This is a genomic window from Roseivirga sp. (assembly GCF_034669765.1).
Lineage (GTDB): Bacteria > Bacteroidota > Bacteroidia > Cytophagales > Cyclobacteriaceae > Roseivirga.
The window spans coordinates 1-21,687 of record NZ_JAXMOQ010000013.1; the positions used below are offsets into that span (position 1 = coordinate 1).

Sequence of the window (21,687 nt, forward strand, 5' to 3'; positions counted from 1 at the left end):
TAAATTCTTCCACTGGAAGAATTTAGAATTGAGCCAGCCTGCAGGGAAGCTCCCCGAAGTACTCAACATAAAGTGATTAAAAACAAAAAAGCCCAGCAATGTGCTGAGCTTTTTGAAGTAGTCCGTAGGGGAATCGAACCCCTGTTGCTGAGATGAAAACCCAGTGTCCTAACCCCTAGACGAACGGACCCTTAATTTGCAGAGGAGGAGGGATTCGAACCCCCGGTACCTCGCGGTACAACGGTTTTCAAGACCGCCGCATTCGACCACTCTGCCACTCCTCTGTGTGTGATCTCCCGTTTGGGACTGCAAAGATAGTGGTAATTTTATTTTTGCAAATAGCTTAGTCGAAATTATTTATCATTTGCTTCTCGAATTTCCATTTTCGCCTTATCAATAGCTGCATTCATCTCAAAACCTACCAGTAGAATTAGCGAAATTATGAACAGCCATAACATTAAAACGAGCAATGCACCAATAGAACCATAAAGCTTATTATAGGTGCCGAAATTGTTCACGTAATAAGAGAATCCGAAGGAAGAAATTATTATGGCTAGGGTCGAAAATACTGATCCTATGCTCAGGAAATGCCATTTTTCATGTACTGCGGGCGCCAAATAATAAATGGATGAAATGGCGATTTGAAATATCAAATAGAGAAAAACGAATCTAAGAATTAAGACTAAATCAACTGATATATTGTCGTTAATGATAGACCTTATTTCGGAGTCTTGTATCATTTGTTGCCCAACAATTAGTAGTGCAATGGAAATGATAAAAGATAGTGCTAAAATGAAAATTAATAAAGTTGCAATGAACCTGACTGTAAGAAAACTTCTTGTTTCATTGGTTTTGTAACAGGCATTGAATGCACCCATCAATGAGGCCATGCCATTTGTAGACAGTATTAACGTAAGGATGAAACCAAATGAGAGGAGTCCACCGCGCTGTTTACCAATAATGTCATGAATGGTAGTTTCTGCTGCATTGTATAAATTTGATGGCAGAATGTCTTTTAAAAACCCGATGATCTCATTGTTGGTGAGCTCAGGAAAGAAGGTTTGTATATAGGGTGTTAAGGTAAAAAGGAAAATAATGGCAGGGAAGATAGCAACAGTGAAGCTAAAAGCTACTCCATTAGCTCTATCTAAAATTTCATCATTAGACATCTTTCGTATAAAGATCAGAATAGCATCATAAAGCCCGATTTTGTCTTTGCCTAGCTTGATCTTCTGTAGAAAGGCGACCAGCTTCAGGTAGTACTTATTTTCAAATACGAATTTAAGAATCCTATTTTTCATCGAAATAGGGTTCTAATACCTGTACTAAATCTTTTGGTGCCTTGGTTAGCTTGTTGGACTCCATATTAACAAAGACCAATGAAGTCATACCCTCATTAATAAGCTCATTCTGTTCATTTCGTATTTCGTAATTGAATCGCATTCTTACTTTCGGTATTTCTGGTATTATTACCTGAATAGTAAGCAATTGGTCGTACTTGGCCGGGCCATGATATTTACTATAGTTCTCGTGAACCGGCATCATAATTCCAGCTTTTTCCAGTTCTCCGTAACTGAACCCAATTTTCTTTAACGCCTCAACCCTCGCCACTTCGTAATACATAGCATAGTTGCCATAATAGACATAAGCCATTTGGTCGGTTTCGGCATATCTTACCCTGATTTGGGTGGAAGCGGTGTACATTATCTGAATATTCTTCTTTCGTTCAGTGCTTTTTGAAATAAGGCTGCATTCTTATTGTGCTGTACCAATGTTTTTGCAAACCTGTGATACCCAGAAAAATCTTCTTTGGCACACATATAAATATAATCATGCTTTTCGTAATTCAGCACTGCATCTATGGAAGAGATAGTTGGTAAGTTGATTGGCCCTGGAGGTAAACCTCTATTTAAATAGGTGTTATATGGGCTTTGAACTCTCTTGTGTTCATTCAGCACCCTTTGAATAGTGAAATCGCCCAAAGCAAATACCAATGTAGGATCGGCCTGAAGTGCAATATTTCTTTCAAGACGGTTGAGGTAAAGCCCCGCAATTGTTGGTCGCTCATCATTTTTAATGCTCTCGGCCTGAACAATAGAAGCTAAAACTGACACTTGAACAGGAGTTAAATCCAGTGCCTTTGCCTTTGCAACACGGTCGGCTGTCCAGAACTTCTTGTGTTCTTCTGCCATTTTGGAAAAAAGCTCCTCAGCCTTAATCGTCCAATAGACCTCGTAAGTGTTGGGTAAAAATAGTGTCATTACATTTTCTGAATTGACTCCATAATTTGCTAAAAAAGCATCATCATTTAAGAGTGCTTCGAATTCGCTAGCTTCAATACCTGTGTTGTCTGTGATTTTTTCAGCCAGTTCCGATTTCAATCTTACATTATTGAAAGTAATTCTTATTGGTATCTGGTCACCAGCCCTAAGCATTCTTACCGCCTCAATATTAGACATGCCTGTCTTTAGATAATATACGCCAGGTTTTACTGCCTCCTGATACCCCAAGGTTTTTGAAACAAAGCTGAAGGAGATGACATCGTTGATGACTTGAGCGTCATAAAACTTGTTACGCACCTCATCAAAGCCTTCACCATAGTCAATGGTAACGGTTGTGTTTTCTCGCTCAATTAGGATATTGGCACCATAAAACACTTGGTAGAAGTAAAAACTAAAGGAGGTGAGCATTACTGAAAACACCACCATGGCTAATAGGAAAATCTTTCTTTTCTTCATTGGGTTACAAAAATAGGGTTTTTGTCATAACTTCGATTCGTTAAATGAAGACTAATGCAAGCCGAGTTAATAAGAGTTTATCCTGAAAACCCTGAACAGGAAAAAATCGATTATATAGTATCGGTTTTGAGAGATGGGGGAGTGATTATTTATCCAACTGATACAGTGTATGGTATCGGCTGTGATTTCTCGAATACCAAAGCGGTAGAGCGAGTTTGTAAAATCAAAAACGTAAAACCACAGAACCTATCGTTCATTTGTTACGACTTAAGTGAAATCTCTGAATATGTAAAGCAGCTCAGTACTCCTGTTTTCAAAGTAATGAAAAAGTTGCTCCCAGGCCCTTACACGTTTATTTTGAACTCTAATAGCAGTGTACCGAAAATTCTGAACGCCAAAAAGAAAACCGTGGGGATTAGGGTGCCGAACAATAGTATTCCGCGTCTTTTAGTGAAAGAACTAGGAAGGCCAATCATCACTTCTTCCATCCAAGGAGAAGATGATGTGATTGAGTATTCAACCGACCCGAGCTTGATTTTCGAGAAATATGAGAACTTAGTGGATATTGTAATTGATGGAGGCTATGGAGGCAATGTGCCTTCGACCGTTATTGATTGCTCTAACGACCAGTTCGAAATTATTAGAGAAGGTTTGGGAGAGATAGAAGGGGTGTTTTGATGCAGAGCATTTTAGTCGATTTACACTATTTGCCAAGTGTTGCTTATTTCGCGGCTATCTATAATGCAGACGAAACATATATTGCGAGCAATGGAAAGTTTGAAAAAAGAACTTATTTAAATCGAAGCACTATTTTGACGGCCAACGGTCCGCTTGATTTATCAGTGCCTGTATTTGGTGCGAATAAAAGAATCCCAATTCAAGAAGTTAAAATAGATTACCATGAAAAATGGATGAATAATCATTGGCGTGCCATTCAGTCTGCCTATGGTAAATCTCCCTTTTTCGATTTCTATTCAGAAGAGTTTAAGGCCATACTCTATTCCAAGTCAAGCCATTTATTCAACTTGAATAAGTCATTACTGACAATGTGTCTCAAGTTTCTACAAATTGACAAACCTGTATTTTGGGAAGAAAACCTTGGCGAAAAGGCTAAACCTGATTTAATGGATATGAGGGGTGATATTCATCCAAGAAAGCCTATTTCAGAACTGTTTTGGTTCGATCCTAAACCCTACCAACAAATATTTGGCAGTAACTTTGTTTCTAACCTTAATATCTTAGACCTTTTGTTTTGTACAGGACCAGAAGCCATAGAGGTTTTAAAAAGATCAATTGTTACATCAGAGAACAAATAGTGATTTGATTACGTTTTGTGGTAGATCATTACGAGAAAATACTATATTGATCTACCCTATAATTATTAGAACAAGCCATTCAGAAAGCATATAAATGGAAGCTAAATTTTCGAATAGAGTAAAAGAAGTTATTTCACTGAGCCGTGAGGAGGCGCTCCGTTTAGGCCATGATTACATCGGCACAGAGCACCTTTTGTTGGGAATGATCAGAGAAGGAGAAGGCATCGCAGTAAGTATCTTGAAAAAATTGGGTACTTCACTGGAAGAGTTGCGAGAATCGGTGGAACGTGCTACTAAAGGTACGGCCAATCATAATGTCAAAAATTTGGCAAATATCCCGCTTACCCGTCAGTCAGAAAAAGTGCTTAAGATCACTTATCTAGAAGCAAAAATCTTCAAAAGCCAATTGATTGGTACTGAGCATTTATTGTTATCTATTTTAAGAGATGAAGACAATATTGCCACTCAGATTTTAGAAAAATTTGATGTGAATTACGAGGTGGTGAAGGAAATGCTCGAGTATCAGACAGACAACGATACCCCATTGGCGTCATCTGACACAGACGATTCTGATGATGATTCTTCAAAAATGTTTGGAGGCGGAGCGGGAGCTTCTTCTGACAAATCAGGGCAAAAAGGAACCGAGAAGTCTCGCACACCAGTGCTCGATAATTTCGGACGTGACTTGACCAAATATGCGGAAGAAGATAAACTCGACCCAATTGTGGGAAGGGAGAAGGAAATTGAGCGTGTAGCTCAAATTTTAAGTAGAAGAAAAAAGAACAACCCAATTCTTATTGGCGAACCAGGTGTTGGTAAATCTGCCATTGCCGAAGGTTTGGCTTTAAGAATTATTCAGAAGAAGGTGTCGAGAATACTATTCAATAAAAGAGTAGTCACGCTTGATTTGGCATCGCTTGTAGCTGGAACCAAATACAGAGGTCAGTTTGAAGAGCGAATGAAAGCCGTGATGAACGAGCTTGAAAAGTCTCCTGAAGTGATTCTGTTTATTGATGAACTACATACGATTGTTGGAGCGGGTGGAGCCTCGGGTTCATTGGATGCTTCAAACATGTTTAAACCAGCTTTAGCGCGTGGAGAAATTCAATGCATCGGGGCGACAACTTTGGATGAGTACCGTCAGTACATTGAGAAGGATGGTGCTTTGGCGAGACGTTTTCAGCAGGTTATGGTAGATCCTACTACGGTAGAAGAAACCGTTATGATTCTAGATAACATCAAAGAAAAGTACGAAGAGCATCATCATGTAAATTATACTCCAGAGGCCATTAAAGCCTGTGTGGCACTTTCAGACCGTTATATTTCTGATCGTTTTCTTCCTGATAAGGCCATAGACGTTTTGGATGAAGCTGGTGCAAGAGTACACATCAATAATATCCACGTGCCAGACGATATCGTTACTTTGGAGGCGGCCATTGAGGACATTAAGAAAGAGAAAAACCGAGTAGTTAAAAGTCAGAAGTACGAAGAGGCTGCTCAGTTAAGAGATAAAGAAAAGAAACTCATTGACCAGTTGGATAGGGCCAAAGCCAAATGGGAAGACGAAAGTAAAGCGAAGCGCTATACCGTTGATGAAGAAAACGTAGCCGAAGTTATCGCCATGATGACAGGAATTCCTACAAAACGTATTGCTCAAAAAGAGCAGTCGAAATTGGTAGGAATGGGCGAACAGCTGAAGCAACGAGTGATTGGTCAGGACGAGGCAATTGCCAAATTGACCAAAGCGATTCAGCGAACCAGAGTTGGACTGAAAGATCCAGGGAAACCAATCGGGTCATTTGTTTTCTTAGGCCCAACGGGTGTTGGTAAAACGGAGTTAGCTAAGGAGCTTTCAACCTATTTATTCGACAAAGAAGATTCTTTGGTAAGAATAGACATGAGTGAGTACATGGAGAAATTCTCGGTATCTCGTTTGGTGGGAGCGCCTCCGGGCTATGTAGGTTATGAAGAAGGTGGTCAGCTTACTGAAAAAGTGAGAAGAAAACCTTACTCTGTGGTGTTGCTAGATGAAATAGAAAAGGCACACCCAGACGTTTTCAATATTCTGCTTCAGGTATTGGATGACGGTATTCTTACTGATGGCTTAGGCCGAAGAGTGGATTTTAGAAACACCATCATTATTATGACTTCGAATATTGGAGTGCGTGATTTGAAGGATTTCGGTTCAGGAATTGGTTTCAGTACGCAGACAAGAAAGGAGAATGAAGATTCAGTGATGAAGGACACGATCCAACGTGCATTGAAAAAGACCTTCAGCCCTGAGTTTTTAAACCGTTTAGATGATGTGATCATTTTCAATTCTTTGGGAAGAGAAGACATTCACAAAATCATCGACATTACGCTCGCTAAGTTGTTCGCTCGTGTTGAAGAGATGGGCTATAAAATTGAGTTGACTGAAAAAGCCAAAGACTTCTTGGCCGATAAAGGTTTTGATCCTCAATTTGGTGCTAGACCTTTGAATAGAGCAATTCAGAAATATTTGGAAGATCAAATTGCTGAGGAAATTCTGAAAGGAAGCGTAAATGAAGGTGACACCCTTATTGCTGATTACAGCGGAGAAGGTGAAGTGTTGACTTTAAAAGCGAAGAAGAAAAGAGCAAGTAAAAAGAAAGAAGAAGGACCTAAAGAATAACAGGCATTCTATTCTACACATATCAAAACCCCGACCATTGGTTGGGGTTTTGTTTTATACGCTGGGCTGAAAAAAAGAAAAGGAGTCCCGTATGAACTCCTTATTCAACCAAAACATATTTGTATAAAATTATCTTTCCACAAAGGGACTTGAGAACTTCACCTCTGTAACGAACTCTTGGTCGGTTAGCGTATTTAAAAAGGCAACAATTGCATCAATTTCTTGATTATTTAAATTCATGCGAATAGGCCTCCCGTTTCTTTCCCTAAGTCTATTGTCTAAGTTGGGGTGACCCTGAATTCCGTTATTATAAAACTGTACTACTTCTCTTAAAGAATTGAACCTTCCATCGTGCATATAAGGTGCTGTGAGGCCTATATTACGCAAGGAGTTTACTTTAAATTTGCCCAAATCTTGGTTTCTACCAGTGACTCCCCCAGTACCATCATCTGTGGTGAAGGCATCTAATCCATTATTTCTGGCCTGATCTCCTGAAAAGGAAACCGTTTCATGACAATTGCTGCATTGAGTTCTGCCACTAAAGAAAAGCCTTTTGCCTTGGTTTTCGATTTGTGAAAAATTAGGAAAGTCATCATTGCCAATATTATTCACTTGAGTTGCACCTGCATCGAATTTTGCCTGATATGAAACCATACTTCTAACAAACTGGCTTAATGATTTTGAGATACGATCTTCCGTAACCTCTGCTGAACCAAATGCGGTTTCGAATAATGGGCTATAATAATCCAAAGCCTGAAGTTTGTCCACAAGTTCTGTCAATGAAAGACCCATTTCTACCTCATCTTGAATGGGCAGCAATACTTGTTCTTCTAGGCTTCTCGCACGTTCGTCCCAAAAGAACCTCCCGTTATCATAATAACGAGCATTAGCCAAAGCCATTGAATTTCTCCCCGTATTGCCTCCCAAAAATCCTTTGCTTAATCTGTTGGGATCGGCAAAACCTTTGGCTTGAATATGGCAGGAGGCACAAGCGGTTGTGTTATTGGACGATAGGTTTTTGTCGTAGAAAAGCACCCTCCCTAAAGTAGCACCTGCATCGGTAATGAGGTTGTTGTTTGGGGTGTTGTCAATACTTTCTAAGTCATTCCTTCTAAAATGAGAGGGTAAATCTGGATTGGCATAATTGTATGCAACATTGGGTAAATCGAGAATGCTCGAAAAATCAGAATTCATAATACTTTCAAACTCGTTTTCCCCCTCAATAGTAGAGTTTGAGCATGACTGATACATTAGCCCCATAAGGGCGCTAAATAAAAGTAACTTTTTCATGTGTTTGTTCTGTTAGATATTGACTATCAGTAACAGATTGTCGAGTGGGTAATTGACAATCGGTATGTACTTACCGACCTCCTTTGGGAGGTGGCTTATTACCCTCTGGGCCGCCTTGTGGGGGTGGTCTCACGCTTTGAGGTCCGTTTCCGCTTGGTTCTTTGCGGAGTACTTCTGATATAATTTTATCAAAAGTTTGTTGCTGCTCTGGTGTACATATTGCCCTAATCGAAGCAAAATGTTCAAAGGTTGAAATTTCAATTCTGGATTGGATGTCTCCCATCTTGCCAGATAGTACTCTAGCTTTTTGATCTGAATTTTCTGTATTCAAAAGACCATGAAGCTGTCTTCTAGTTTCATTAAAATCTCTTTGGTATTGTTCAATCCGTTTAAAGTGTTCTTTCTTAATTACTTCTAACTGCTCGATTTGCTCGGGTGATAGGTTTAAGCTCTCCTCTAAAAATCTACCCTTGGCCTCAGGGCCATTGTTGACTCGGTTATTCTCGAGTCGGCCGAGCCACAAGAAAACCAAGAGGGCAGCATTGAAAATTACTAGCACTATAACTGCACCACCTAATAGTTTATTGCGTCTAATAAAATCCATTTCAGTATTCGTTTAAGTAATCGTAAACATTCGGTGTTGAAAAATACTCTTCAGAAAACTCATCAATGGCAGAGGTAGTTGTTGAATCGGTATCTTGACTCCCAGTGAGATAAATTACACTGGTAAGGTTGAAAACAAAGAAAACAGCCAGCATCGCCAAACTCAATTTTAAGTTGGCCAGAATAGAGAAACGCCCGTATGATGGAGCTATTTGATTCTCCATTCTCGCTTGTAAGCGGGTATAGAAAAATGGCTTCACTTCAGCCGACTCAATGCCTTCAATACTATTGAGGGCTTGATTGATTTTATTCTCTATGTTGTTCTCGTTTTTCATGCTCATTTTATTCGATGCTGTTCTTCAAAAATACTTGCGCTAATCTTTAAAATTCTTTTCATAGAAGCTCTTTAAGGATTTTTGCAAATTCTTTCTGCCTCTAAACATGAGTGATTCAACCGAAGAAACACTCGTTTGCATTATGTCAGCGATTTGCTGATAGGCCAAGCCTTCAATTTTATGTAAGGTAAAAGCCACTTTTTGAGTTTCGGGTAATTGACCGATGGCCTGAAAAAGTGCTTCCGCATTTTCCTTTTGCTCCATTTCAATACCAGGATGTATAAAATGCGCCTGCTTTAGGCTGTCACTTGTTTCATTACTCCCTGCCAAAGACTGAAGAAAGGCAAAACGCTTTTGACGTTTGTTTTTCCTGATCAGTTCCAAGGATTTTGTAGTGGCAATTCTATAAAGCCAAGTCGATAATTTAGATTCACCACGAAAAGCACCGATGGAACGGTGCACCTCTATAAATACATCTTGTGCAGTTTCTTCTGCATCCGACTCGTTTTGAAGCATACCAAGGCAGGTATTGTACACCCGATTTTGATAAGTTTCCACCAAGTCACGGAAGGCACTTTCTGAGCCTTCTTTCAATGCCGATATGAGTTGGTTTTCTGACAAGTAATGGTTGATAAAATTGGGTTTAAGTAGTTTCTATTCTACCTAAACCCTTGTAAAAACTAAGCTACCGATTTTAATTTCTTCTAGGCCCATTTTCTTTAGGTCCTTTTGGCTGATGTTGGTTAAAGAAGACCAACTGCTCTTCTGTTAGAATACTTTTGATTTGATGCTGACCTGCTACTTTCAATTTGGCTAAATCAGTTTTCAAATCTCCAATTTCTTCAATCACTTTGTTCACCGCTTTCTCAGCATATTTTTCCGCAGTGGTGAGTGTATTGAGGCGAGCTTCTTTTTCAGCTACAAGATTTTCAATGGGTTGCGCTTTCTTCATTTCTTGTAAGTGAAATTCTTTCAACTGGCTTTCTTGCGCTTCAGTCAGATTTGGAATTTCTGGACCTCTTCTTTCCAATCCTCTTCTTTCTGGTCCTTGTTGTTCTGGCCTTTGCCCTATATTCATTTCCATCGGGTGATCTGAGGTAGGTTTTTGATCTCCTCTGAATCCTTGTGCATTAACATTTAAACTAGACGCTAATAATACTGCAACCCCTAGTGTTCCTAACCATTTCATTTTTGACTTTTTCATAATTTTTGACTTTTAAATTCTCATTCGTTTGAAAGCTTAGATGTAGGCTTTGAGAATTTACTTGCGGTGTTGATGTGTTAATGATTGTTAAAAAAAGTAGGGGTTATAAGTGACTTTTCCTTAGAATGACTGTCTTAGATAAAATGATCCATAATAGGGTTTGGGGTATTTTTTACTAGAGAAAATTCTTACAATCAATCATTTTTTATTTGAACATTGCAGGCATTTACTATCTTAATAAGATATGAGGGAAATACAGAAAATTGAACTGAGACAACTTGAAATCAGTGACTTTAAAAATTTAACAGAATCTATGAAGGCGGCCTATGAAAATTGGTCAGGCGGCTGGTGGGACGAACACCATATCCAGAAACTCATAGATATTTTCCCTGAAGGTCAGTTAGTCATTGTGGCTGACGATGAAATAGCAGGTTGCGCCCTGAGTTTAATCGTAGACTATGATAAATTCGGTGACAACCACACCTATGCAAAAATAACAGGCAACTACTCATTCTCCACCCACGACCCAAATGGAGATGTGATTTATGGTATTGAGGTATTTATTAAGCCGGGCTTTAGAGGCTTGCGCTTAGGCCGAAGACTTTATGATGCCCGTAAGGAGCTTTGCGAAAATTTGAACCTTGAAGCGGTTGTTTTTGGTGGGCGAATTCCGAACTATCACAAGTACTCGAATGAGCTTACGCCAAGACAGTATATAGATCAAGTGAAGCTTAAACAGCTTTACGATCCTACCCTTACCTTTCAGCTGAGCAATGATTTCCACGTCAACAAAGTGATCAAGGGCTATATGCCTGGTGATGACGAGTCGGAGGATTATGCAGTGCTGTTAGAGTGGAACAATATTTATTATGTTGAACAAGAACCTCAACTCAGTGATCAAAAGAAGGTAGTTCGTTTAGGACTGATTCAGTGGCAAATGAGGCCGTACAATGGAATCGATGAGCTTTTCGAGCAGATCGAATTTTTTGTCGATGCAGTTTCGGGTTATAAAAGTGACTTCGCTTTATTTCCAGAATTCTTCAACGCGCCTTTAATGGCCAAGTACAATCACCTTTCTGAAGCCGAAGCCATTCGTAAGTTGGCAGAGTTTACCGAAGAAATTAGAGAACGCTTTTCCAAACTTGCCATTAGCTATAATGTAAACATCATTACAGGTAGTATGCCTAAAATGGATGGCCCTAAGCTATATAATGTGGGCTTTTTGTGCCGGAGAGATGGTACGTTTGAAGAGTATACGAAAATGCACGTGACCCCAGACGAAGCCAAATATTGGGGCTTGACGGGTGGGGATACTGTTAAAGTATACGAAACAGATTGCGGTCCAATTGGCGTGTTGATTTGTTATGATGTTGAATTTCCTGAGCTACCAAGAATTTTGGCCAATGATGGCATGAATATTCTGTTCGTTCCTTTCCTTACCGATACTCAAAACGGTTACTCTCGTGTGCGTTATTGCGCTAGAGCAAGGGCGATTGAAAATGAATGCTACGTGGCCATTGCTGGTTCGGTGGGCAACCTTCCGAAGGTAGAAAACATGGACATTCAGTTTGCGCAGTCAGTTGTGTTTACCCCCTGCGATTTTGCTTTCCCAACCACAGGAATTAAGGCGGAAGCCACTGCCAACACAGAAATGATTTTGGTGGCCGATGTAGATTTAGACTTACTTTGGACACTACACAACAAAGGTGCAGTGCGCAATTTGAAAGACAGAAGAACGGACGTTTATGATATTCAACTGAAAAAGAAATAAGTATTGAGAGCGCCATTAGTAATCGGAGGCAAGCAAATATTGCCAGGTCAGGAGACTAGAATCAATATCAATATTGCGAGACTTCCTTCGCATTCGCCAATTGATTTACACATCACTGTAGCCCGTTCAGAAATTGACGGGCCTACTTTGCTCCTCAGTGGAGGTATGCATGGTGATGAAATCAACGGTACCGAAATTGTCCGTAGAATTATAGAGAAAGACCAACACATACCTAGGGTGGGAACGGTAATCTGTATTCCCATCATTAATATGTTCGGCTTTATTCATTTTAGCCGTTACGTACCCGATGGTAAGGATGTGAACAGATCTTTTCCAGGAAACAAAAATGGTTCTTTGGCCGCAAGGGTAGCGCATTACCTTACCAGAGACATTATTCCTAAAATCGATGTGGGTTTGGATTTCCACACCGGAGGAGCGGACCGCACAAACTACCCGCAGATTCGGTGTGCGATGAAGGAGCCTAAGAATCAACAACTTGCTGAAATTTTTCAACCTTCATTTATTCTTAATAGCCCTTTCAGACCTAAATCTATGCGCCAAACGGCTGCTAAAATGGGCAAGCAAATTTTGGTGTATGAAGGGGGTGAATCGGCTCGATTTGACGAATTTGCAATTCAACAAGGCATCAACGGGGCTTTGAGAGTGATGAAACATTTGGGGATGCGTGAACGCGCACCAGAAGCACCACATGTGACCAAAATCATCAATAACTCATCGTGGATTAGGGCGAAAACCTCAGGGGTTTTCTTAACCATGGTTCCGTACGGTTCCGAAGTAGAGAAAAACCAACTTATCGGTCATATCAGCGACCCTTTTGGTGGTTCGAAAATTAAAATTAAAAGCCCTGTTTCTGGTTATGTGATAGGTTTGAATAACAATCCAATTGTTCACCAAGGGGATGCCCTGATGCATATTGGGGTAAGAAAGTAAAAGAGAAAAAGCAGCATGGAGAAGGAAGTGAAATCGTGGGAGCAACTGGCTGAGTTGATTGCTTCTTCGGATCAAGAGGGTATTCATGATTACATGGATGAGAATAAGTCGGAAGACATTGTCCATGCTTTTAGCCATTTGAATAGAACCGAGCAGAATGATTTGCTGGGTTTGATGAGTGCCGAAGATGGCGCAAGTTTACTAGAGCGAATCCCGCAGTCACAGGCCGTCCAACTCATAGAAGATACGGAGACGGAAACAGCTGCTTCTATTCTAAACCAACTCTACTCCGATGAACAGGTAGATATTATTTCTGAACTGGATGACGATGATGCTCACGCCATTTTGGAGGAAATGTACCCTAAGGAGGCGGAGAATATTCGTAGACTAATTCACTACGATTCAGATTGCGCTGGTGGGGTAATGATCACGGAATATTTGGCTTTTGAAAGCAACGAAACCGTTGGCCAAATCACCACCAAGCTCCGCGATAATTCTGAAGAATACGAGGACTATAATGTTCAGTACATTTATGTGGTGGACAAGGGAGAGTTTGTTGGCGTGCTGCAAATGCGCGATTTACTGCTTTCAAAAACGTCCGTTCCGCTTTCAAAAATTGTCATAAAAAATGCGCTTACGGTAAAGGATACAGATCACCTTACTGACCTTATCAGCTTTTTCGATAAATACGATTTTTACGGAGTGCCCGTAGTAAGCGAAGCGAATATACTGCTCGGTATCGTCATGCGGAAGCATGTGAGAGAAGCGGAAAATGATCGTTTTAATACAGAATTATTAGAAACGCAAGGTATTGTGGGCGGGGAAGAACTGCGTACCATGCCCGTTTTGCTTCGTTCACGCAGAAGACTTTCTTGGTTGAGTGTGAACATACTTTTGAACATCTTGGCTGCGAGTATCATTGCCTTTTATCAAGACACCCTTCAGGAAGTGATTGCCTTGGCTGTTTTTCTACCCGTAATTTCAGATATGAGCGGCTGTTCTGGTAACCAAGCCGTGGCGGTAAGTTTAAGAGAACTTTCGCTGGGGGTGGTAAAGCCTTATGAATTAATGCGAGTGCTTTGGCAAGAAGTGAAAGTGGGCTTGATCAACGGAGTCGTGCTTGGTGCATTGATTGGTTTGGCAGCTTTCTTTTGGCAGGGCAATGCCTATTTAGGCCTAGTCGTGGGCGGTGCATTGGCCATTAACACGGTTGTTGCCGTTGCTATTGGCGGTACAATTCCATTGTTTTTAAAGAAGATGAAAGTGGATCCAGCTTTGGCTTCCGGCCCAATTTTAACCACCGTTACCGATATGCTCGGCTTCTTCCTAGCCCTAACCTTCGCAGGTTTGGCACTAGCACATTTGGTTTGATAACACAGGAAATAGCCTTCATCTTATTTATTGCTATTGTGTATCTTCGTAAACAGTAAATAGTAAACATGGCAAGAACTGCATCCAATATGCTACCACTGGGAACAAAGGCCCCTGATTTTAGGTTGCCAGATACCGTTTCTGATAAAATACTTTCTTTGGATGAATTGAAATCAGACAAAGCCACGGTGATTATGTTTATCTGCAATCACTGCCCTTTTGTAAAACATGTGGACGAAATAATTGTAGCCTTGGCAAAACACTATCAAACGAAGGGGGTGTCTTTTATTGCTATCAACTCGAATGATGTTGAAAATTACCCACAGGATTCTCCTAGGCTAATGAAGGTCGAGGCCGAAAAAGTAGGTTACACTTTTCCTTACCTGTTTGATGAAACGCAGGAAGTAGCAAAGGCCTATCGTGCGGCTTGTACGCCCGATTTCTATGTCTTTGATGCCGAATTAAAATGCGTGTATCGAGGTCAATTAGATGATTCTAGACCGGGAAATGGCCGGCCCGTAACGGGGCAAGATTTACGTTCTGCCCTAAACTACGTACTGGATAACCAAGCCATTGACTTTGAACAGCAACCAAGTGTAGGCTGTAGTATTAAATGGAAAGAAGGGTAGATTTCCACTAGTCGTAGTGTCTCACTACGACTTTGAAGCTGGATTTTTAGCTTGAATAGCCTTAATAATTATTTCAGAATGTATCCTTGTGTTTTCAATAAAGAGCGTGCTTGTCTGCATTCCCGAATTGATTACGCCAGCTACATATACATTGGGTAAATTGGTCTCTAGCGTATTTGCATTATGCACAGGGATTTTCAATTCATCTTCTGAAATATCAATGCCCAGTGCTTCGAATAAAGCATAATTGGGTTTGTAGCCTGTCATGGCCAAAACGAAATCATTCTCTATGGTCAATGGGCCGTCTGGTGTATTAATGAGTACTTCGTTTTCTGTAATTTCAGTAACGGTGGAATTAAAATAAGCCTTGATCGCGCCTTCTTTAATTCTATTTTCAATATTCGGTTTGATCCAGTACTTCACCTTAGGGTAAATTTCTGACTCTCGAATAACCATCGTGACTTCCGCCCCTTTGTAATAAGTTTCTAAAGCTACATCGCAGGCCGAGTTGGCCGAACCAATTACCACCAGCTTTTGGTCTACATAAGGATGAGGATCATCATAAAAATGCTTCACCTTCGGTAGGCTTTCTCCCGGGATATTTAAAAGGCGAGGTGTATCATAAAAACCGGTGGCCACAATTACATGGTTAGCGGAGTAGGTGCCTTTACTTGTCTCGATGTGATACACTTCGTTTTCAGAAGTCATGCTATCCACCCGGGTGTAGGGTTTTATATTCAATTTCCAGCTTTCCTGAACTCTTCTAAAATATTCTAAGGCTTCCCTTCTTGTAGGTTTATCGGTATGCGAAATAAAGGGTACGCCACCAATTTCTAACAAATTGGAGGTAGAAAAGAAGGTCATATTGGTTGGGAAGTGGTAAATGGAATTCACTAAAGTTCCCTTTTCCAACACCACGTAATTTAAGTTGGCTTTTGTGGCTTCAATAGCACAATTAAGTCCGATGGGGCCGCCTCCTATAATTACTAAATCAAAATGGTTTTGCATGGTATTCAAACTGTATGAAAACAGCGATGGTTCACTGTTTCTAAAGAAATGACTAATCTAAGGCCGAAAGTGTGACATCCACAATTTCGTTGAGTTCTTTTTCGGAAATATCGCCTTTGGCGAGTACCCTTAAACCACTAATGGTATTGAAGAGAAAGCGGGCCAGAGATTCACTGGAATGCTTCATTGCGATTTCTCCATTTTGCTGGCCTTCTTTGATCAATTCATTCAGCACACTCTCCATGGTTTTACGATTCTCCGTAACAATATCGCTTACGGTGTTGTCGCTGTTGCACAACTCAAACTTTTAATTTGGCTGGATTTTGACGGCTATCCCAAAAAACCAACAGTTCTATTTCTTTCAGTTTAATCCTATAATACAAACTGATCTGTTTGGTGACAACGGCACGGTAAACTTCTTTCTTTTTGGAATATAGATATTGTTTGGGATTACGTGATATAAAACTATTGATTTCATTTGCTGTCCAGTTTTCTTCAAGATATCCAATCACCATAGCATAGGTTATTTTTGCTTCTGGCAACCATTTAACAGAATAATTCACTTTTGGTGTTTTGCTCTGATCTCGCTCATTACCTCGTAATGTGGTCTTCCTTTTCCCTCTTCTGATTGGGCAAGGGCGCGGTCAATTGATGCTTGTATATTAGGGTCTAAGTCATCCCACCAGTCTTGTTTTTTATAGGCATCGATCATTTCATTGACAAGCATTAAAAAACGTTCGTTTGCTTGATCAACATAATCATGTATCCTTTATTTTATTTGTATGCTGTTCATCTTTTTCTCTTTTATACAAGGTAACGATTTATCTTAAAATTTGATTTGTACCAAAGTTTGTCAACTGCTCGGTGTGAGCACAAGTTTACACAGGGTTTAGTGCTTATTATTAAAGTGGTCTTGGGGAATGTTTTTGAAATGGTTGTAGACCGTATTGATAAAGGTAAGGATAAGGCCAACTCCAATAATGATATAAACGATGGTGAAGATTTTACCCCAATCGGTTTGAGGTGAAAAATCTCCGTAACCCACGGTGGTTAAAGTGATGATTGAAAAGTAGAGCGAATCTAACCAAGTCCATTGCTCCAAATAATGATAGGTAAATGTGCCTATGACCAATACTGATACCGTTGCAAAAAGTAAATTTCTGTAATGCTTGTCGCGTAGAAAGGATAGTATCGTTCGGAGTATAATCAACTTAATAGTGGCTCTGTTAGTCGTTGCGTTTCGCAGCAACTATGTAAGTTAATATTTATCACCAATACAACATCTACCAATTTGGTTTCGGCCTTGGGTCATACCTATGCCATGGCACTTCATTGAGTAAGTGAAAACCACGGTTGGTGAGGTAGAAATTGGAGAGGTCGTAAGTTTTAAGCCGAATATTCAAGGTGTCACTTTCGAATACTCCGCTAATTGTCATGCCGTCCTCGAGCTTTTCATAATTTAGGTTATAGCTCTTTTGTAAACTGTCTCTACCTATCTTAAAAGTAATGAGTCTTTCTACAGTGTCTATCTGTGTAGTATAATATTGAAGTCGATCATCCATGTACATCACCTGCGTGTTCACAGGAGAATCAAAGATCATTCTTTGCCAGCGTATATCGTCTGTCATCAGTGGAGGTACAGTATCACCATTTTGAACGAAGTGTTCTACATCATAAAGACCGTACAAGCTCGATTTTGGTCTTAACTCTCCATATTGTGATCTACCTGAAATTCCAGCGTCAATTCTTTGGTAATAGGTGTACACAACAAAAAGCACCATCACGGCTAATAATATGGCGTTATTACGGGGAGATTTAAAGAATGGCGGCCAAGCAATTGGGGCTTCGCTTTTCCTAAAAATCAGCAAGCCGAAGATGGCTTTATAGTCTATCATAGCAATGTAAAGCCCCATAATCATTAGCTGGGCAGAGAATAACTTCACGGGAACGTCATAGGCCATGTTCATCATAAACACATTGAACATTACTCCAAAGGTGACCAAGCCGCCCAAAGTGCGGGTTCGCTTGAAAAGCAGCAGTGTTCCTGCAATCACCTCACTAAGGCCAGCATACACAGAATAGGTTTTGGAAGCGCCCATAAAGGTCCACAAAAGCCCCATTGGAGATGACTGCCCATAAGTTTTGAGAAGTCTATCTATATGAAGTTCTGGCATTTGCAGCCAGAAAATCTTGATGAAACCATAGATGGCCATATAATAAACGAGATAGTACACCACGATCATCACGAAGATCCTCCATAACCTGTAATAATTGGTGCGCTTGCGATCTAATGCTGTCCAAATAATACTTCCGATAATGGCCAGAGCGAAGAACGAGATATAGAAGATCCAGTCGATAGTTTTATCTCCACTGCCTGTTGGGTTAGTAGCTAATTCTCCGATTCCCAAAAACGTGTTGGCGATTAGTTGCGCAAATCCATTCCAGAAGACAGAGAAAAACTGATCTAAAAAATAGAGATTGAAAACACCAAAAATGGTAGAGAATGGAAAGGGTAAAATGAAGAGCAGAAAGAAGATAAATGTGAATCTAAATCCTATTTTTTGAGCACCCGACCAAGGTTGTTGTAGATACATGTGACTGAGTTTTTATGGATAAAAAAAATATACCTGATTTTAAAAATTTGTGCCAAGGCTAAACGAAGTAAATCTAAAAAACACCCTTTTTAGCTTTGGTCACACTACTAATAGTTATAAGTAAGTAAAAATCAGCCATTTAAAAAATGAATACTTTCTGGCTGAACTTGTCATTGTGATTATTGGTGATTCAGCCCCACTAGTCGTTGCGTCTCGCTGCGACTGTATAATTTAGTATGATCACTAAACCTGCTTGAAGAGTTTTTGGGTAAGCGGTTTGTTTGAGGGTAGTGCATCACTCATTCATTCTGACATCTTCAATTTCATTCTTAATAAATGTTGCACATGCTTCATGTAAGTCTGAATAATTTATCGAAGAGCTTGTGTCTTCCGATCCAGTATAATAACCTACAACTGACTTCTCATTATCATTTTTGAAATACCAACCCGAATTGCCCCGTTTACTTTCAGACCATTCAAGCCATTCTTCAATCACTTTTGGATGCTTTCTAAGTCCAGCTTGAATAGCGTCTATACTTATTTGGTCGAAATTTGAAAAATAGCCTGTTGATTCTAGTAAGTTATAAATAGATTGATTGTTATCAGGACCTCGAAAGTCACTAGATAGATGAATAATTTTTAGTATTTGATTTTCCTCTTCCATTCTAATTATCACTCACTATACATTGCTGGTTATTATTTATCTAAAGTACAAAAAAAAATAGGTGCTCACATATCGTGAGCACCTAGATAATCTACTGTACTAAGGACAATTACCTTAGAATTTTATATCCACCGTTTTTAATTCTTCGCCTCTTTTAAACTCCACTTTGGTTTCATCACCCAGTTGGAAAGCAGCAAGAGCCCTCATATAACTCATCATATCCACAATGGTAGAATCGCCAAGCTTCATTACAATATCTCCTTTTTGCATGCCTGCTTTTTGCGCTGGCTTTTCTTCAGAAACACCATCTATTCTCATGCCTTGGCCATCGTATAAGTAATCTGGCACTACGCCAAGGGAAACTGTGAATCGTGGGCTATCGCCAGAATCATCTTTCGTTTTGGTAAAGGCGATTTTCTCTTCTTGATCAAGCGACAACACCAGGCGCTCAATAAGTCGAACCACTTTCACCATGCCATGGTAATTGATTTTGTCTGAATCATCCGAAGGACGGTGATAGTCTTCATGTTGGCCTGTAAAGAAATGGAGCACAGGTATATCTTGAAGGTAGAACGAAGTGTGATCGGATGGGCCAATGCCAGATTCTGAAGTCACTAACTTTAAAGTATCTGTGTTGGCGGCTTCGATTTTGTTCATCCATACTGGACTAGTACCAACGCCATTAATAGCTAGAGTTTTTTCATCGTTCATTCTACCCACCATGTCCATGTTGATCATATAATCCACAGTGCCTAAATCAATGGTTGAGTTTTTAGAGAAGTAATTCGAACCCCAAAGCCCATTTTCTTCCCCAGAGAAAGCCATGAAAAGGTAGTTTTTATCTTTCCCTTTATTCTTAAGAATTCTTGCCAATTGAATCATGGCAGCCGTACCGCTGGCATTATCATCGGCTCCATTGTGAATGGCCTTTTCTCCTCGGTAAAGAGAACCTTCTTCGCCATAGCCTAAGTGGTCAAAATGAGCACCAATAACCACGGTGTTTTCAGCTCCGTTATCAATGTATCCAACTACGTTTCTTCCGGTAATGCCACCTTCGGCATCGCCAATTACGGCTTCTTCATGTGGACTGGTGGCTTTTTTTACATTGAATGGCTGCATATAACCGTCTGTGCCTTTGGGCTCAAGACCATACTTTTTAAAAGCTGCGGCTATGTATTCGGCTGCCAATTGTTCTCCTGGAGTTCCAATGGCTCTGCCTTCGAGTTTATCATCGGCCAAATAGGCTACGTCTTTTTCTACACCCGTGCGGATTTCCTTATCGGTAGTATAGCTAGTACAGCTGCCTAGCCCAATAAAACAGATGATGCTAATGTAAAAGGTGATTTTTCTCATGTCATAGTATTTATGCTCAAAGATAATAATCCTTATCTTCGCAGCTTCAATTTACGACATCATAATGAAGAATAAGTATTGTCTGCTATTAACGCTGTTTGTTGTTTTTAGCTGTAATTCCCCCAAGCAGAAAACTACGGAAGTAGCGTCACAAGAAAATTTGGATTCACTTCTGTTAAAACCAGAGGAAATGAAATTCCTTAAGAACATTAAGCAATTGACTTTTGGCGGAAACAACGCAGAGGCATATTGGAGTTTTGATGACCAGTATTTGGTATTTCAGTCGGATTTTTCAGAATGGGGCGCTAGTTGTGATCAGATGTTTATTACTGATTGGCGTAATGACGACTTAAAAAACAATAAACCTGAAATGGTGAGCACTGGCATGGGCAGAACTACTTGTGCTTATTTTCTACCAGACAATACCTTCGTTTATGGCTCTACCCATTTAGGGGATGAGAATTGTCCTCCCGTTCCTGGGCCTCGCGATGACGGTAAATACATTTGGCCTATTTATCCTGATTACGATATTTTCACAGCCAATATGGATGGTGAGATCATTGCTCAGCTTACCGATAACCCGGGCTACGATGCGGAAGCTACAGTATCGCCAAAAGGAGATAGAATCGTTTTCACTTCTATGAGAACTGGCGATTTGGAGCTTTTCACGATGAATATTGATGGCTCTGATGTAAAGCAAATCACGAATGAGTTGGGTTATGATGGCGGTGCCTTTTTCTCTCCTGATGGCGAGAAATTGATTTTCAGATCTTCTAGACCGAAGACAGAAGAAGACATTAAGATTTATCAGGACTTACTCAAAGAAGGTTTGGTAATGCCTACCAACATGGAGCTTTACATTTGTAATGCTGATGGTTCTGACCTTAGAAAACTTACCGATTTAGGGCAGGCCAACTGGGCACCTTTCTTTCATTCTTCTGGCGAGAAAATTATTTTCGCTTCAAACCATACCGCTACGCGAGGTTTCCCTTTCAACCTTTACATGATCAATATTGATGGAACGGGCTTAACCCGTATCACGCAAGACGATACTTTCGATGCCTTCCCTGTTTTCTCCAATGACGGTAAATATTTGGTATTCTCTTCTAACAGAAATAACGGAGGAACAAGAGATACCAACCTCTTCGTTGCCGAGTGGATTGGAGGTTGATTAAGGAACTAAAGAACTTTAAAAACAGAAAAGGTA

24 protein-coding genes and 2 tRNA genes are annotated in these 21,687 nt (G+C 40.2%); 8 read left to right on the forward strand and 18 right to left on the reverse strand.

The window, feature by feature from the left end:
* Window positions 1-118: 118 nt before the first annotated feature.
* The 5 genes from VOI17_RS17720 to mltG form a co-directional block, all read right to left on the reverse strand.
* Window positions 119-190, reverse strand: a tRNA-Glu gene (locus VOI17_RS17720).
* A 9-nt stretch (window positions 191-199) separates the two neighbouring features.
* Window positions 200-284, reverse strand: a tRNA-Ser gene (locus VOI17_RS17725).
* Between the two features lie 69 nt (window positions 285-353).
* Window positions 354-1,301, reverse strand: coding sequence for a YihY/virulence factor BrkB family protein (locus VOI17_RS17730; RefSeq protein WP_323758561.1), 948 nt, complete (start codon window positions 1,299-1,301; stop codon window positions 354-356).
* Entirely contained in the window at window positions 1,291-1,704 is a 414-nt protein-coding gene (locus VOI17_RS17735) for a thioesterase family protein (protein WP_323758562.1), read from the reverse strand. The genes VOI17_RS17730 and VOI17_RS17735 overlap by 11 nt, the downstream gene beginning before the upstream one ends.
* Window positions 1,704-2,738 (reverse strand): endolytic transglycosylase MltG, encoded by a 1,035-nt coding sequence (mltG, locus tag VOI17_RS17740; protein WP_323758563.1) that lies wholly within the window; start codon window positions 2,736-2,738, stop codon window positions 1,704-1,706. The genes VOI17_RS17735 and mltG overlap by 1 nt, the downstream gene beginning before the upstream one ends.
* Before the next feature lie 54 nt (window positions 2,739-2,792).
* Here mltG and VOI17_RS17745 point away from each other — a divergent pair, with 54 nt between their 5' ends.
* The 3 genes from VOI17_RS17745 to VOI17_RS17755 all read left to right on the forward strand — a co-directional run bounded on the left by VOI17_RS17745 (window position 2,793) and on the right by VOI17_RS17755 (window position 6,707).
* A complete protein-coding gene (locus VOI17_RS17745) occupies window positions 2,793-3,416 on the forward strand; it encodes an L-threonylcarbamoyladenylate synthase (protein ID WP_323758564.1) in 624 nt (207 codons plus the stop codon).
* On the forward strand, window positions 3,416-4,054 hold the full coding sequence (locus tag VOI17_RS17750) for a WbqC family protein (protein WP_323758565.1): 639 nt from the start codon (window positions 3,416-3,418) through the stop codon (window positions 4,052-4,054). The genes VOI17_RS17745 and VOI17_RS17750 overlap by 1 nt, the downstream gene beginning before the upstream one ends.
* A 94-nt stretch (window positions 4,055-4,148) precedes the next feature.
* The gene (locus VOI17_RS17755) at window positions 4,149-6,707 is read left to right on the forward strand and encodes an ATP-dependent Clp protease ATP-binding subunit (protein WP_323758566.1); all 2,559 of its coding nucleotides are present in this window, start codon (window positions 4,149-4,151) and stop codon (window positions 6,705-6,707) included.
* Between the two features lie 129 nt (window positions 6,708-6,836).
* Here the strand turns inward: VOI17_RS17755 and VOI17_RS17760 are convergent, their stop codons facing one another.
* From VOI17_RS17760 to VOI17_RS17780, 5 genes are all read right to left on the reverse strand, one after another.
* Entirely contained in the window at window positions 6,837-7,997 is a 1,161-nt protein-coding gene (locus VOI17_RS17760; protein ID WP_323758567.1) for a cytochrome-c peroxidase, read from the reverse strand.
* Between the two features lie 70 nt (window positions 7,998-8,067).
* The gene (locus VOI17_RS17765) at window positions 8,068-8,601 is read right to left on the reverse strand and encodes a Spy/CpxP family protein refolding chaperone (RefSeq protein ID WP_323758568.1); all 534 of its coding nucleotides are present in this window, start codon (window positions 8,599-8,601) and stop codon (window positions 8,068-8,070) included.
* Between the two features lies 1 nt (window position 8,602).
* Window positions 8,603-8,935, reverse strand: a complete 333-nt coding sequence (locus VOI17_RS17770) for a hypothetical protein (RefSeq protein ID WP_323758569.1) — start codon at window positions 8,933-8,935, stop codon at window positions 8,603-8,605.
* 39 nt (window positions 8,936-8,974) lie between these two features.
* Window positions 8,975-9,556 carry an RNA polymerase sigma factor gene (locus VOI17_RS17775; protein ID WP_323758570.1) on the reverse strand — a complete coding sequence of 194 codons (582 nt, stop codon included), beginning with the start codon at window positions 9,554-9,556 and terminating at the stop codon, window positions 8,975-8,977.
* 73 nt (window positions 9,557-9,629) lie between these two features.
* Entirely contained in the window at window positions 9,630-10,139 is a 510-nt protein-coding gene (locus tag VOI17_RS17780) for a Spy/CpxP family protein refolding chaperone (protein WP_323758571.1), read from the reverse strand.
* A gap of 244 nt (window positions 10,140-10,383) precedes the next feature.
* Between VOI17_RS17780 and VOI17_RS17785 the strand changes: the two genes are divergently transcribed.
* The 4 genes from VOI17_RS17785 to VOI17_RS17800 all read left to right on the forward strand — a co-directional run bounded on the left by VOI17_RS17785 (window position 10,384) and on the right by VOI17_RS17800 (window position 14,861).
* On the forward strand, window positions 10,384-11,910 hold the full coding sequence (locus VOI17_RS17785) for a carbon-nitrogen hydrolase family protein (RefSeq protein ID WP_068412256.1): 1,527 nt from the start codon (window positions 10,384-10,386) through the stop codon (window positions 11,908-11,910).
* A gap of 3 nt (window positions 11,911-11,913) precedes the next feature.
* A complete protein-coding gene (locus VOI17_RS17790; RefSeq protein ID WP_323758572.1) occupies window positions 11,914-12,861 on the forward strand; it encodes a succinylglutamate desuccinylase/aspartoacylase family protein in 948 nt (315 codons plus the stop codon).
* Between the two features lie 15 nt (window positions 12,862-12,876).
* Window positions 12,877-14,232, forward strand: coding sequence for a magnesium transporter (mgtE, locus tag VOI17_RS17795; RefSeq protein ID WP_323758573.1), 1,356 nt, complete (start codon window positions 12,877-12,879; stop codon window positions 14,230-14,232).
* A gap of 68 nt (window positions 14,233-14,300) precedes the next feature.
* On the forward strand, window positions 14,301-14,861 hold the full coding sequence (locus tag VOI17_RS17800; protein WP_323758574.1) for a thioredoxin family protein: 561 nt from the start codon (window positions 14,301-14,303) through the stop codon (window positions 14,859-14,861).
* 24 nt (window positions 14,862-14,885) lie between these two features.
* Here VOI17_RS17800 and VOI17_RS17805 read toward each other — a convergent pair whose 3' ends face one another.
* The 8 genes from VOI17_RS17805 to VOI17_RS17840 all read right to left on the reverse strand — a co-directional run bounded on the left by VOI17_RS17805 (window position 14,886) and on the right by VOI17_RS17840 (window position 20,480).
* Complete coding sequence (locus VOI17_RS17805) at window positions 14,886-15,869, reverse strand: YpdA family putative bacillithiol disulfide reductase (RefSeq protein WP_323758575.1); 984 nt, start codon at window positions 15,867-15,869, stop codon at window positions 14,886-14,888.
* Window positions 15,870-15,921: 52 nt separating this feature from the next.
* Complete coding sequence (locus VOI17_RS17810) at window positions 15,922-16,167, reverse strand: hypothetical protein (RefSeq protein ID WP_323758576.1); 246 nt, start codon at window positions 16,165-16,167, stop codon at window positions 15,922-15,924.
* A gap of 1 nt (window position 16,168) precedes the next feature.
* Window positions 16,169-16,432: a hypothetical protein gene (locus VOI17_RS17815; protein WP_323758577.1), complete on the reverse strand. Its 264-nt coding sequence runs from the start codon at window positions 16,430-16,432 to the stop codon at window positions 16,169-16,171.
* On the reverse strand, window positions 16,429-16,596 hold the full coding sequence (locus VOI17_RS17820) for a hypothetical protein (protein ID WP_323758578.1): 168 nt from the start codon (window positions 16,594-16,596) through the stop codon (window positions 16,429-16,431). The genes VOI17_RS17815 and VOI17_RS17820 overlap by 4 nt, the downstream gene beginning before the upstream one ends.
* Window positions 16,597-16,758: 162 nt before the next feature.
* Window positions 16,759-17,118, reverse strand: coding sequence for a potassium channel family protein (locus VOI17_RS17825; protein WP_323758579.1), 360 nt, complete (start codon window positions 17,116-17,118; stop codon window positions 16,759-16,761).
* 34 nt (window positions 17,119-17,152) lie between these two features.
* Window positions 17,153-18,463, reverse strand: a complete 1,311-nt coding sequence (locus VOI17_RS17830) for a hypothetical protein (RefSeq protein ID WP_323758580.1) — start codon at window positions 18,461-18,463, stop codon at window positions 17,153-17,155.
* 295 nt (window positions 18,464-18,758) lie between these two features.
* Window positions 18,759-19,127 carry a hypothetical protein gene (locus VOI17_RS17835; protein WP_323758581.1) on the reverse strand — a complete coding sequence of 123 codons (369 nt, stop codon included), beginning with the start codon at window positions 19,125-19,127 and terminating at the stop codon, window positions 18,759-18,761.
* Between the two features lie 114 nt (window positions 19,128-19,241).
* Entirely contained in the window at window positions 19,242-20,480 is a 1,239-nt protein-coding gene (locus tag VOI17_RS17840; protein ID WP_323758582.1) for a M20/M25/M40 family metallo-hydrolase, read from the reverse strand.
* A gap of 190 nt (window positions 20,481-20,670) precedes the next feature.
* Here VOI17_RS17840 and VOI17_RS17845 point away from each other — a divergent pair, with 190 nt between their 5' ends.
* Window positions 20,671-21,651: a hypothetical protein gene (locus VOI17_RS17845; RefSeq protein WP_323758583.1), complete on the forward strand. Its 981-nt coding sequence runs from the start codon at window positions 20,671-20,673 to the stop codon at window positions 21,649-21,651.
* The last annotated feature ends 36 nt before the right edge of the window (window positions 21,652-21,687 follow it).